The organism is Flavobacterium sp. FlaQc-49, from assembly GCF_044005985.1.
Lineage (GTDB): Bacteria > Bacteroidota > Bacteroidia > Flavobacteriales > Flavobacteriaceae > Flavobacterium > Flavobacterium cupriresistens.
Map to the genome: position 1 here is coordinate 193,240 of NZ_JBIPCS010000006.1, position 14,946 is coordinate 208,185.

At 35.7% G+C, this 14,946-nt stretch carries 3 protein-coding genes; all 3 read left to right on the forward strand.

Annotated features, from left to right (window positions below; all coding sequences use genetic code 11):
• The first annotated feature begins 665 nt into the window (after positions 1-665).
• From ACHRV3_RS14390 to ACHRV3_RS14400, 3 genes are read left to right on the forward strand one after another with little or no spacing between them, the layout of a single operon-like run.
• The gene (locus tag ACHRV3_RS14390) at positions 666-7,049 is read left to right on the forward strand and encodes an amino acid adenylation domain-containing protein (protein WP_395435101.1); all 6,384 of its coding nucleotides are present in this window, start codon (positions 666-668) and stop codon (positions 7,047-7,049) included.
• Positions 7,050-7,057: 8 nt separating this feature from the next.
• Positions 7,058-10,453 carry an amino acid adenylation domain-containing protein gene (locus ACHRV3_RS14395; RefSeq protein ID WP_395435100.1) on the forward strand — a complete coding sequence of 1,132 codons (3,396 nt, stop codon included), beginning with the start codon at positions 7,058-7,060 and terminating at the stop codon, positions 10,451-10,453.
• A 1-nt stretch (position 10,454) separates the two neighbouring features.
• Positions 10,455-14,927, forward strand: a complete 4,473-nt coding sequence (locus ACHRV3_RS14400; protein WP_395435099.1) for a MupA/Atu3671 family FMN-dependent luciferase-like monooxygenase — start codon at positions 10,455-10,457, stop codon at positions 14,925-14,927.
• The last annotated feature ends 19 nt before the right edge of the window (positions 14,928-14,946 follow it).

The window sequence follows — 14,946 nt, forward strand, 5'->3', positions numbered from 1 at the left end:
GCCTACTAACCTGATTTTGATTATTAAGTTGTTGATTTTTTACTATCGAGGTTTTCCTGCAAGGCTTTTTTTTGACCTTGTGGGTATCCTAATTTATGCTTTACACCGACAAGGCCCAAAAAAAGACCTTGGAGGAAATAGAATAATTTATAAAACACAATATGGATTGAACGTACTGCGCGTTTTGTAAGTTTTTTCTAAGGTAAAAATTCAGTGTTTTTGATGTTTTATAAAAGAATCAATTTTTTTTAGTTAAAATTAACATGCTTATTTGTTTGATTCTTAATGTTTTAGGGGCTTCACTGAAAAGACCGTAAATTAGATATCAAAAGTCCGTAATTTTTATTATTTGGTTACTGATATTTTTGATTAAAGTATTTTATGTGTAGATACTAGAAGGGATTTTTATATGGCACATAACTGTAAATGAGGATGGTAAATGTGTGTTTTTTTTTGAAAATTAGATTTTTTGCATCTCGTGCAGTTTACAAAGATTGGCGTTTTTATATCCGTTAAAGTTTGTGTTGAGAAAAAAGCTTGCGAAGTATTAAGAAACTAATCCATTATTTTTTTAGCAGTAGTTAAAGAATGAGGTAAATGAAAAAAAAAGAAAATGATCTGGAAAATAGAATAAAATACAAGACTAGATTAAAACTGTTTTTTTTATGAAAAATGAAATGATTAATAAGCTTCTTTCTTTGGGAGTTCAGTTGAAAATAATTGACGGAAATCTTAAGGTGAATGCTCCAAAGGGAGTATTGACAAAAGAGTTGCTGGAAGAGATTAAAGAGCACAAGGCCTACTTGATTAGCTTGATCTCTTCGAATATTTCAATTTCTAAAGCTAAGGTAATGGAAAGTTACCCGCTGACTCCCACGCAATATTTTATGTGGTTTACTCATGAATATCTGGGAGGAAACAAAGCTTACAACATCACTTCGACATTGAAGTTAAGTGGAAAACTCAATGCGACACTTCTGGAACAAGCATTTCAAAAAGTGGTTGCACGACACGAATCACTTCGAACCATTTTTAGAAAAAATCAAAAAGAAGAAATACAACAATATATCCGGACTAAGGAAGAAGCAAATTTTAAACTTCAAACCATAGTTTCGGAGGATTCCTCTGTAGTGCAACTTCACGATCAAATAAAGAAAGAGTACCAAAAAGCTTTCGATCTGGAAAAAGATCTTTTGCTGAGCGCTACTTTATTAAAAAGAAACGAAGAAGAGCACATTTTGTTATTTGTGTTGCACCATATCATAGGCGATGGCTGGTCCTTGCAAATTCTAACCAGAGAAGTAATGCTGGTTTACAATAGTTTAGTCCATAACCAGGAAATACAATTGGCAGAACTGTCGATACAATACAAAGACTACAGCGAATGGCTCAATGAGAAACTTACAAGTTCTGAGTATAATAACAAATTAGAATATTGGAAGCAACAGTTTGAAACCAATTCCCCTCTATTAAATTTAGTTCCGGGAAAACGTCCGGTCATGAAAACGTATAACGGAAATATTCTTCAACACGAATTTTCAAAATCGTTTTTAGCAGCATTAAACACATTTGGTAAAGAACAACAAATGACTTTGTTTATGCTCTTAGTTGGAGGCCTTAATGGATTGTTTTCCAGATATACAGGTCAGAGCGACATAACCCTTGGTACTACGGTGGCAGGAAGAGAACATTCTGATATTGAGAATCAAATAGGATTATACTCTAATGCACTGCCAATTCGAACACAATTTGATAAGGAAGACAGCTTTTTGGAACTCATGCAGAAACAAAAGCAGACGCTTATCAAAGCATACGAAAACAAAGAATACCCTTTTACAGCGCTTGTAAATCAATTAGCACTTCCTAAAGACCAAAGCAGATCACCGTTGTTTGATATTATGGTGTTGTTGCAAAATCATCAGGGATTGGAACTAAACGATCAAAAAGAAATAGATGGGATTGTGGCTACTGAATACAGCGAAATAGAAAGAGGTGTAAGCCAACTGGACATTAGTTTTGTATTTGTAGAAAGTGAAAAAGGACTGACATTAAACGTAGAATACAATACAGATATCTATCAGGAAAATTTTATAGCTAATTTGTTACAGCACTTTGAAGCTTTTGTAAGTTCGGGTTTGAGAAAGCCCGAACAAGCAATAAATGCTATTGAAATTGTATCTCCGGTAGAAAAAAATAAACTTCTTAACGAGTTCAATACGGCACTAACGCCTTACGATTCTTCTTTGACAGTAGTAAATCTTATACAATCAAAGTCTAAGGAAGACCCAAATCAAACCGCATTTGTACACCAGGGAGAGGAAATCAACTATGCCCAATTAGAAACCTACAGTACTAAACTGGCCAATTGTCTTTCGCAAAAATTCAATATAAAAAAAGGTGATTTTGTTGGAATTGAACTGGAAAGAAATCCATGGATGATTATTGCGATTCTGGGCGTATTAAAAGCAGGAGCGGTCTACGTACCCATAGATCCTGCCTATCCGGAAGCACGAAAAAAGTACATACAAGAAGACAGCGGATGTAAGCTGATTGTCAATACGCAAATCATAGACGAGTTTAAAAATAATGTAGAGCAATATGCTGAGACGCCTGTTGCTACGATTGCCCAAGAAGATTTAGCTTATGTGATCTACACTTCGGGATCGACCGGAAATCCAAAAGGGGTTCAGATTACACATGAGTCTTTTGTAGATTATGTGTTAACGTTTAAAAATCATTTTCGATTAACGGCTCAGGATAGTGTAGTGCAGCAAGCCAGCATTTCTTTTGATACCTCTATAGAAGAAATATTTCCGATTCTTAGTAGCGGAGGAACCTTGTTTTTTCATGACGAAAAAGGTGATTTTGATGCCTTATTCAAGCTTTGTGAACAGCATAAAATAACAGTTTTAAGTACGAATCCTTATGCATTGCAATACCTGAATGATACATACGATCAATACGATCTTGGGATCAGAACACTGATTAGTGGCGGAGATACTTTACAAGTCGATCATGTTAGTAATTTATGGGACAAACTTGCCGTATTTAATACTTATGGCCCCACAGAAAGCACCGTTTGTGCGACCTATTATCAGCTAACAAATAAAGAAACAGTCATTCCAATTGGTAAGCCAATAGTGAACAGGCAAGTATATATTATGGAGTCGGGTGCTACTCAATTAACTCCTGTTGGAATTGTTGGTGAACTTTGTATTTCGGGAAAAGGAATAGCGGCCGGATACTTGAATCAGCCTGAATTGACGAGAGAGAAATTTGTCTCCAATCCGTTTAATTCTGATTCGTTACTGTACCGCACAGGAGATTTGGGTTATTGGATGCCCGACGGAAACATCGGTTTTATAGGCCGAAAAGACCAGCAAATAAAAATTAGAGGATACCGTGTAGAACTTGGCGAGATCGAACAGGCACTACAAGAAGATAAAACCGTAACCACGGCAGTAGTACTAGCCAAAGAACGAGCCGGAGAGCAAGTTCTTGTGGCTTATGTGGTCGGTACAAACATCAACATAGAAGCTTTAAAAAACGGCTTAAGAACAAGTTTACCGGACTATATGATTCCTGGGTTTTATGTAGAACTGGAAACAATTCCTTTAACTTCTAATGGAAAAATAAACAAACAAGCGTTATTGGCCATTGAAGATCTTGGCGTAAAAAATAACGAATATGTGGCCCCCGGAAACGATCTGGAATCTCAAATGGTTTTGTTATGGGAAGAGATTTTAGGAATATCCAAAATCGGCATTACCACCAGCTTTTTTGATTTGGGAGGACACAGTCTGAAAGTGATAAGACTCATAAACAAATTAGAAAAACTAGGATACAAATTAAAAGTCAAAGATGTTTTTGAATCCCCGACCATACTGGGAATTATAGCAAAATTGCAACTGTCTTCGAGTGCACAATTTACCAAAATACCGGAACAGGAATACTATCCGGTGACTTCTTCACAAAGACGTTTATGGACACTAAGTCAATTTGAGGGAGGCAGTGCGGCTTACAACATTGCGAATGTATTAGAATTGAAAGGCAAATTAGACCTGGCATTATTTCAACAATCAGTAAATAAACTCATTGACCGACACGAGAGTCTTCGCACGGTTTTTAAAGCAGATGAATCGGGAGTGTTGAACCAATATGTACTGCCTGCAGCATCGGTTGTTTGTCCGATAGACGTGCATCATGGATTAAATGAAGAAGCGTTATCAGCAAAAATAACCAGTCATGTCAACCATCCTTTTGATCTGGGTGAGGCACCACTGCTAAAAGTGGAAATCATAAGCTTTAACGATGCGCATCATTTACTCTTGTTTAATCTGCATCATATTGTAGGAGATGGCTGGTCGATGGAAATTTTATCCAGAGAAATAGTAGCCCAATACAACCATCTAAAGCAGGCCACAGGAATTGCGTTACCGGATTTACCGATTCAATATAAAGATTACGCACATTGGTACAACAGTGTGCCAAATCAGGAAAAATTAGCCGAATCAGGAAGTTACTGGCGCGAACAATTTGCAGGTAATCTTCCGGTATTGGAATTGTTGACCACAGCCACACGTCCAAAAGTAAAAACGTATAATGGCGATAGTATTTCACATGCTTTCTCAATAGATTTTATCACCAAGTTAAAGGGTTTTTGCCAACAGCATCAAGCTACTTTGTTCATGGCAGTAATGGCAGGATTAAACGGCTTGTTTTACAGATACAACGGACAAACTGATATCATTCTCGGAACTCCGGTGGCTGGACGAGATTATCCGGATTTAGAAGATCAAATAGGATTATACCTGAACACACTGGCAATTCGAACTCGTTTTGAAGTAACCGATACGTATGGCAGTTTAGTAAAAAAACAAAAGAAGGTATTGCTGGAAGGGTATGAGAATCAATCTTATCCTTTTGATGTACTGGTAGAAGAATTGGGGTTAAAACGAGACCTTTCAAGATCGGCACTTTTTGATGTTATGGTTGTTTTACACAATCAGCAAGATCTTTTTTCTAAAGAAGAAACTTTCGAAGAAATAACAATAGCACCCTATAAAAAAATACAAAAGAACACAAGCCAGTTTGATTTGAGTTTTTCTTTTGCGGAAGGAAAAGAGAGTCTGAATCTGACGTTGAATTACAATACTGATATATATACCAAGGGTTTTGTTCAAAAACTGGTACATTATTTAGAAAAATTTATTTCTGAAGGGATAGAAAAACCGAACGATAGCATTGCCAAAATTGACTTTGTTTCTAGTGAAGAAAAACAACGTTTGCTGCACAATTATAACGCGACAAATAGAGCCTATCAAGAAAACAGAACTATAGTAGATTTGGTTAACGCTCAAATGCGTAAAACACCCGATGCCATTGCGCTTGTTTGTGAAGATAAAACGATTACGTACAAAGCGTTATCGGAAAAATCAAATCAATTGGCACACTACCTGTTGGAGAAATGCGCAGTACGTCCGGGAGATTTTGTAGGTATAAAAGTAAAAAGAGATGAATGGTTGGTTATAGCCCTGCTAGCGGTATTAAAAACCGGAGCGACTTACGTTCCTATCGATTTAAATTATCCGGAAGAACGAATCGCTTATATCGAACAGGACAGTTCTTGTAAAATTACAATAACCGAAAAAGTATTGCATGATTTTGAACAGGCAAACATAGCGGTTGCAGAACTGCCGGAAATTAAAATAACATCCGATTCATTAGCGTATATCATCTATACTTCAGGGTCTACCGGAAAGCCAAAAGGCGTTATGTTAACCCATGATAATGCTGTAGCCTTTTTAGAGTGGAGTAAAGAAGAATTTGCTGCTGCTGATTTTGATATTCTCTATGCAGCAACTTCACATTGTTTTGATTTATCGGTATTTGAAATGTTTTATCCACTGAGCACCGGGAAAAAAATCAGAATCATTACCAACGGATTGGCCATTGCCGATTATGTAGGCAGCGACCAAAAAATATTCATAAACACAGTTCCTTCTGTAGTGGATAATTTACTGGAAAGAGAGATTTCTTTAAAAAATGTTTCGGTATTAAACATGGCGGGAGAACCTATTCCGATAGCGTTGAGCAATGCCTTGATCAAATATCCGATCGAGATAAGAAATCTGTACGGTCCGTCTGAAGATACGACTTATAGCAGTTGTTACAGGATTGAGAAAAAGCAGGAACATTCGCTTCCAATTGGAAAACCTATTTCTAACACCCGTTTTTATATCGTATCAGAGGAATTAGCCTTACAAGGAGAAGGACTAATAGGCGAAATCTGTATCTCCGGAAAGGGATTATCGGTGGGTTATTTGAATCAACCTGAGCTGACTAAGGAGAAATTTGTACCAAATCCGTTTGATCCCGGAACTGTCATGTATCGCACGGGAGATTTGGGCTATTGGATGCCCGATCAAAACATAGGTTTTGCGGGACGAAAAGACGATCAGATAAAAATTCGCGGATACCGTATAGAGCTGGGCGAAATAGAACATGCTTTACAAGAAGAAGAAACCATAAGCAATGCAGTAGTACTCACCAAGGAGCATGACGGAGAAAAACAAATTGTTGCTTATTTAAAAGGTGAGAATATTGACATGCAACAAATTCGTAAAAGCCTGTCACAAAAACTGCCGGGTTATATGTTGCCAACCTATTCTCTGTTGTTAGACGAAATACCCTTAACAGCTAATGGTAAAGTTGATAAAACGGCACTTTTAAAACTGGAAATTTTCAAAATAAAAGCTTCAGACTATGTAGTACCAACCTCAGAAACAGAAGCAAAAATAGCCGCCATATGGCAGGACATACTTGGTTTGGAAAAGGTAGGTATAACAGATGATTTCTTCGAATTAGGCGGACACAGTTTAAAAGCGACTGAACTATTATCAGTTCTTCAAAAACAATTTGATGTATCGATCAATATTCAGGAATTATTCCTGCGTCCTACCATTCAGAATTTAGCAATGAATATTGAAAATGTGAAATGGGTGGAAGAAATAGATAACGAACGGTCTGTAAAAAAGATACTAATATAAAATTACACATGGAAACAATCTTTTTAATTAAAGAACTAAGAGAAAAAGGAGTAGCGGTAAAGCTAGTCGGGAATCAGCTGGAAGTATCTCTGTTAAAAGAGACTGTGGAGGATGAGGTAGTGGAAATAGTAAGAAATAATAAAGAGCAGATTATAAGTTATTTACTATCTATTTCGATCAATAAATTTAAAGAAATACCCAAAGCCAAAGAAGCACTTAGTTATCCCGTTTCCAATGCGCAATTTAGAATTTGGTTTGAATCACAGTCCACTACGGCCTCTATAGCCTATCACATTCCTTTTGAAGTTAAACTAGAAGGCGATTATGATCAAAATAGCTTAGAAGAAGCTATAATTTATGTCCTGAACCGACATGAAATATTGCGTACCGTATTTCGACTCAATGCAGAAAAAGAGCCACAACAACAGATACTATCCGTACAGGAATTAAACTTTAATCTCGATTACGAGGATTATTCAGAAGCTGTGGACTCTTTGTCCAAAGTAAACGAATACATCAAGGAAAAAGCAAATGTACCGTTTGATTTAGAGAATGGTCCTTTGTTAAGAGCTGCTTTATTAAAGTATGACAACAACAGCTATTATTTCTCCTGTATTTTACATCATATTATCTGTGACGCCTGGTCAATTCCAATTTTAAAGAGCGAAATATTGACAGCGTATAAGGCTTTACAGGCGAATAAAGTACCCGCACTGGAAGAATTAAGAATTCAGTATAAAGATTATACGTTATGGAATTTGGATAATCTTGAAGGAGCATCTTTTCTAAAACAAAAGGACTATTGGTTGGCTAAACTTTCAACCGAAACGCCGGTTTTAGAATTACCCATTACAGGTACACGTCCACCCGTAAAAACGTATAACGGGCAAACGCTGAAAACCTATTTTAATACCGACATTTCTAATGCTGTAAGCTCTTACCAAAAGAGCCAGGAAGGTTCATTGTATATGGTAATGTTAAGCACTTTGCATGTGATGTTGGCGAAATACACGGGAAATAATGACACTATTATAGGAAGTCCTTTTGCTGCCAGAGAGCATACGGATTTACATAATCAAATAGGGTTTTATACCAATACTTTGGCCATTAGAAACAAAGTAGAACAATCCGATTCATTTGATACTTTTTTTACAGCTGTAAAACAATCCATATTAGAAGCACATAACAATCAGCAATATCCTTTTGAAGAAGTAGTAAAAGCTTTGAATTTAAAAAAGGATGCTTCGAGAAACCCTCTTTTTGATGTGATGCTGGTGGTTTTGCCAAAAGAAGGAGCAAAAAACGAAGAACAATTTGACAACGAAGCTTTTTTAGAAGCAATTACAGTCGAAAAATATACGACCAGTAAATTTGATTTATTAGTGTATGTAGAAGAGACCGAAAATGACTTGTTATCACTTAAGGTAGAATACAATACTGATTTATTTGAGGAAAAATTCATAGCACAGTTTATCACGCATTATAAAAAATTAGTACACCTATTATTGACGCAACCTGCAAAAAGAATAGGAGCACTTAACTATCTTACAGAGAAGGAAGGAGTACTTAAACAAGAAGCTGCAACGGAAAAATATGTAAAAAAATGCGTGATAGAATTTTTTGAAAATCAAGTACAACGCACGCCGGAAAATGTAGCGGTTAAATACGAAGATATTTCATTAACATATAAAGAAGTTAATGAATACACCAATCAATTAGCACATTGCTTAAGAGAAAAATACAACGTAACTCCACAAACTAATGTAGGAGTAATTTTGGGACGTTCGCATTTAAATGTCCTGGCAATGATAGGCATTATAAAAGCCGGTGGATGTTATGTTCCAATTGATCATAAATATCATATTGAACGTAAAGAGTATATCGTAGAAGATGCTGAAATAAAAACGATAATTTCAACAATAGATTTATTTGACGAAGAATTATCAGAAAAGGCAGCTATAATCAATTTAGATCAATTTGCATTTTCTGAATGGGATGATAGTAATTTGAATATCGTAAATCAATTAGATGATCCTTCCTTCGTTATTTACACCTCAGGCTCTACCGGACATCCTAAGGGGGTGGTACAAACCCATAGAATGCTCAGCAACTTAATTCAATGGAATATTTATGATTCGGGTATAGAATCAGGATTAAAGCATTTGCAATATACTTCCTTTAGTTTTGATGTTTCCTTACAGGATTGTTGGTTTGTGTTAAGTAGTGGAGGGATTCTGTTTATAACTCCGGAAGCAATGAAAATTGATTTCAGGAGACTTTTAGATTTCATTGTTGGCAATGCTATTGAAGTGTTGTGTTTTCCATTTTCTGCCTTGACGAACTTTTTTGATTTTCCAAAAGAAACATTTGTTAAAAACCATGAGATTAAACACATTATATCTTCCGGGGAGCAATTAATGGCGAATAATACGTTACAAGAATTTTTGATACAAAACCCTAAAGTTAAATTACACAACCATTATGGCCCTTCAGAAACCCATGTAGTGACCAGTTATACAATGTGTAAGGAAGAAAACGAGATCGTATCTTATGTACCAATAGGAAAACCTGTAGCCAATACCGCCATATATTTATTAGATAAGGATCAGCAACCGGTACCCAAAAAAGTAATAGGTGAGATCTATGTTGGAGGGGAACATTTAGCGCTGGGTTATTTAAAATTAACTGATCTGACTAACGAGCGATTCATTGCCAATCCGTTTGAAAAAGACGAGCGTTTATACAAAACAGGAGATTTAGCCTATGAAGATTATACCGGCAATATCATCTATTTAGGCAGGAATGATAATCAAATAAAAATTAGAGGATATAGAATTGAATTAGAAGAAATTAAAAACGTTATTCTGATTCAAGATCATGTAAATCAGGCTTTTGTTGATGTTGTGAATAAAGAAAAGGAGCAACTGATAGTGGCTTATATTGTACCAACTGCAGCCATTGACAGACTTTACTTAAAAAAACAATTAAGCAAGGTTCTTCCGGACTACATGTTACCTTCTCATATCGTTATCTTGGATGAAATCCCGCTTACACCTAACGGGAAAATCAATAAAAAAGCATTGCCTGAGATTGATGACAGTGCTTTAGTTACTACACAATATACAGCACCGGAAACGGAGATAGAAAAGCAATTAGCAGAAATCTGGAAAGACCTATTAGGGATTGATAAGGTAGGAATCCTGGATAACTTTTTTGAATTAGGCGGGCATAGTCTGAGAATGCATAAAATGTTAAATCAAATAAAGACAGAGTTAACTACTGAAATAACATTTGAATTGTTTTTAAGTGATCCGACTATTGAATCGGTAGCGCTACATATCGAAAATTTAAAGTCGTTACAAAATCAAGTAACATTAACGGAGAAGAAAAAAATTCTTATATAAAATGAAAGCAGCCTCTATTTTAAAAGAAATAAGATTAAAGGGTTTAGATGTGAAACTATCCGGGGAAAATCTTGAATTGATTTTTCTGGAAGAAGATATTGATAACTCGCTCATTGAACTGGTAAAAGAAAATAAAGAAAGTATTCTCGATTACTTAAAGAAAATAACATTAGTTAGTTCTTCTAATAAAATTCTTAAAGCAGCTAAAAAAGAGTTATACCCGGTAACCTCTTCTCAATTGCGATTTTGGATTTTATGCCAAATGGAAGATATTAACAGTGCCTACAATTTGCCTATTGTTTTAAAATTGGAAGGCGATATAAATACCGGTAAATTACAACAAGCGGTTAATGCGCTTGTGATGCGACATGAGGTTTTAAGAACGCATTTTGTACTACAGGAAAATGGCGAAATAGCTCAAAAAGTTTTACAAGAAGCTGACTTTCAAATGGAAGTCAGAAATAATTGTTCGGAGGAAGAAATTAAAAGTATTGTAACCGATTTTATAAAGTCACCGTTTGAACTAAAAGAATCTTCTTTTTTGAAAACGCTGTTATTGCACAAAAACGACAAGGAATATTATTTAGGAATTAATATCCATCATATTATATCGGACGGGGCCTCTTTAGAAATTTTGATGTCTGACTTAGCACAAATCTATAATAGTTTAGTTTCCGAAAACCCGATTAATTTACAGGAGCTGCCGATACAATTTAAAGATTATGCCGAGTGGGTTAGTGATAAAGAAAATGTAAAAAGCGAAGAAAAATATTGGTTAGAAAAATTTTCAGGAGAATTGCCGGTAATTAACTTACCAACTTATCAATCCCGACCAGCTTTAAAGACCTATAAAGGATCCAGTTACACACATACAATAAGTCAGAAAAATTTAAAAAGCTTAAGAGTGTTTTCAAGCGAAAACAAAGGAACTCTTTTTATGTCATTGATGGCTGCCGTAAATGGATTATTGTATCGATATACTTCTCAAACGGATATTATTTTAGGGACTCCAGTTTCCGGAAGGAATCATGCCGAACTTCAAAATCAAATTGGCTTGTATATTAATACGTTGCCAATACTCATGCAATTTCAGGGAGATAGTTCTTTTTTAGATTTATTCAACCTGCAAAAGCAAACCTTAGAAGAAGCGTATTCAAATTCAGGTTATTCATTTGGAGACTTGGTAGATAAACTTAATTTAAGCAGAGATGTAAGCCGCTCTCCTTTGTTTGATATTCTGGTGGCACATCAGCAAAAAAACGACGAATCAATTAGTTCTGATTTGTTTTTTGAAGGATTAAAATGTTCTTTTTATACCAATTATGAGAGTACAGTCAGCAAGTATGACTTAACATTTACCTTTTTTGAAGACGAAAGCAATTTGAGCTTATCTATAGAGTACAATACGGATCTCTTTCAGAAAAAATTCATTGAAGACCTGGCGGTTAATTATGAAAACTTCATAGCACAAAGTGTCAAAGAACCACAATTGGATATTAAAAGCACAAAGTATTTGGATAGTAAACAAATAGAAGAGCTCTTAAATAAATTCAATGCTACGACGCATCAATACGATACGAAAGCAACAACTGTTTCTTTGTTTCAAAAGCAAGCCATGTTGTTTCCTGAAAAAATTGCTTTGGTATGCGATGGAAAAGAGATGACTTATAAAGAACTGGACGAAAAATCTACACGATTGGCGTCCTATCTTCACAAACAGGATGTACAATCCAATACTACAGTAGGTGTTTGCTTGGGACGTTCTATGGAAATGATGATTGCGATTCTTGGAATACTAAAGTCAGGAGCTTCCTATTTGCCATTAGATCCATTTTACCCATTGGATCGTATTGACTATATCATAGAACACAGTAAAACAAAAATTGTTTTAACAGACCAGCAGACCCAAGACATAATTTCTAAAAGCGTTAAAACCATTTCCGTAGCTACCTTGGATGCGGAGTCATTAGAAGCGTTTTACCTGCCAGAAATCGAAAGTTCGTCATTGGCATATGTTATTTATACTTCAGGCTCTACCGGTAAACCAAAAGGGGTAAAAGTATCCCACAGGAATTTAGTGAACTTCATGGAGGGAATGAATCTGAAGTTTGATCAGACAACTCAGCATGAAGTGTGGTTAGCCATGACCAGTATAAGTTTTGATATTTCAATTCTGGAATTGTTATGGACCTTAACTCGTGGAAGTAAGGTTGTAATTCATTTAGAAAGACCGGTTCCTATTCTGCCTAAACCTAAAATGGATTTCAGTTTGTTTTATTTTCCTACCGGAACAAGTTCGGAAACCAATAAATACAAACTACTTATTGAAGGGGCCGGATATGCCGATAAAAACGGATTTGAAGCGATCTGGGTTCCGGAAAGACATTTTCATGATTTTGGAGATCAATTTCCCAATCCGTCAATTGCCGCTGCCGCAGTTTCAACCATTACAAAAAATATAAAACTTCGCTCAGGAAGTGTGGTATTGCCGCTACATGATCCTGTAAGAGTTGCCGAAGAATGGTCAATGATCGATAATTTATCTGAAGGAAGAGTGGAATTATCTATTGCTTCCGGATGGCATCCAAACGATTTTGTTTTAGCACCCAATGATTATCAGAATCGTCATCAATTGATGCATGAAAAAATAGACCTGCTAAAAAAGTTATGGAGAGGAGAAACCTTAACCCGTAAAAACGGAATAGGGAAAGACTTTGAATTTAAAATACATCCTACACCCGTGCAAAAAGAACTCCCAATTTGGGTGACTGCCGCAGGAAGTGTAGAGACGTTTAGATATGCAGGAAGCATTGGAGCCAATGTTCTGACCCATTTGTTAGGCCAGAGTATTGAAGATTTAGGAGAGAAAATAGAAGTATACCGACAAACGCTTAAAGAGAACGGATTTGATCCGCAGAAAGGAAAAGTAGCGTTGATGTTACATACTTATGTTGGAAATAATGCGGAAGAGGTAAAGAATATTGTTGAAGAGCCCTTTAAAAATTATTTAAGAAACTCGCTGGATCTTCTAAAACCTCTTGCAGAAGAGCAAGGGCTGGACTTAAAAAGTGACGAAGAAGCCTTATTAGATATGGGTTTTTTAAGATTTTATAAAAGCAGTAGTTTGTTTGGAACTCCGGAAACCTGTTTGGAAATAATAAACCGCGCCTACAATATTAATGTTAATGAAATAGCATGTTTGATTGATTTTGGAGTAGAGGAAAAAAAGGTACTGGAAAATCTGGATCATTTATTTAGCTTAAAAGAGTTGGTAAGAAGATCTAAAGTTCAGTATGACTTTATTGTAAATCGCATGAATAAACTAACATCGGATGAAGAGGTGACAACACTTATTCAGCAGCATAAGGTTACTCACATGCAATCTACACCATCGTTTTACGAAGAATTTTTATTGAATACGAAAGGAAAAGAAGCACTACAGCAAATAAAGACGCTTTTAGTTGGTGGAGAAGCATTAAAAAAAGCACTTGCAGAAAAGCTGCTTAGTGAAGTCAAGAATGATATTTATAATATGTATGGGCCTACAGAAACAACGATTTGGTCTTCTGTAAAAACGGTAGCAACAAGCAACGATGTAACTTTAGGAAAGCCTATTGCAAATACAAAAATTTATATCCTGGATGCCTATAACCAGTTATGTCCGGTAGGGGTCTCAGGAGAGTTATGCATAGGTGGAGATGGGGTATCTTTAGGGTATTTGCACAATGATGAACTAACATTGTCACAGTTTATAGACAACCCTTTTGAATACAACCAAAAAATATATAAGACAGGTGATTTGGCTCGTTGGATTTCTAATGGAGAGTTAGAATATCAAGGAAGAATAGACAGCCAGGTAAAAATTAAAGGGCACAGAATTGAATTAAAAGAAATAGAAAATGTAATTCTTGAGCACGAACTGGTAACGCAAAGTGCTATTTCAACTTTTGAAAACAAAGGACAAACTTTCCTTGTAGCTTATATCAAAACGGCAAGTTATACAGAAGAAAACAGCATCAAAGAATTCTTAAGATTGCGTTTGCCTCACTACATGATACCTCAATATGTAATAACGCTTGATGACTTTCCGCAAACACCAAACGGCAAAATTGATTATAAAAAACTGCCTGCTCCGAACGAGGAAATTAGTGCAACTAAAAACTATGTAGCTCCAAGGAACGAAATGGAAGAAAAGCTGGCAACATTATGGGGTGACTATTTAAAACTGGAGCAAATTAGTATCGATGATAACTTTTTTGAAATTGGAGGTAATTCCATGAAAGCCTTTCAGTTGCTAGCCATATTGAACACCGCTTTGCATACAGATTTAAAAATCATATCCTTTTTTCAATATCCGACGATACGAACTTTGGGAGAAAACCTGAATCAGGATAAGTTATCCAATACAGTAAAAATAGAAGAAAATGAAATGGAAGATGTGGAGGAATTAATGGATTTTATGAACGATTTGTAAGATTAATAAAAGAAGTGGT

Coding starts and splice junctions, on each gene's coding strand:
- ACHRV3_RS14400 (WP_395435099.1), top strand. CDS start 10,455: ATGAAAGCAGCCTCTATTTTAAAAGAAATAAGATTAAAGGGTTTAGAT.
- ACHRV3_RS14395 (WP_395435100.1), top strand. CDS start 7,058: ATGGAAACAATCTTTTTAATTAAAGAACTAAGAGAAAAAGGAGTAGCG.
- ACHRV3_RS14390 (WP_395435101.1), top strand. CDS start 666: ATGAAAAATGAAATGATTAATAAGCTTCTTTCTTTGGGAGTTCAGTTG.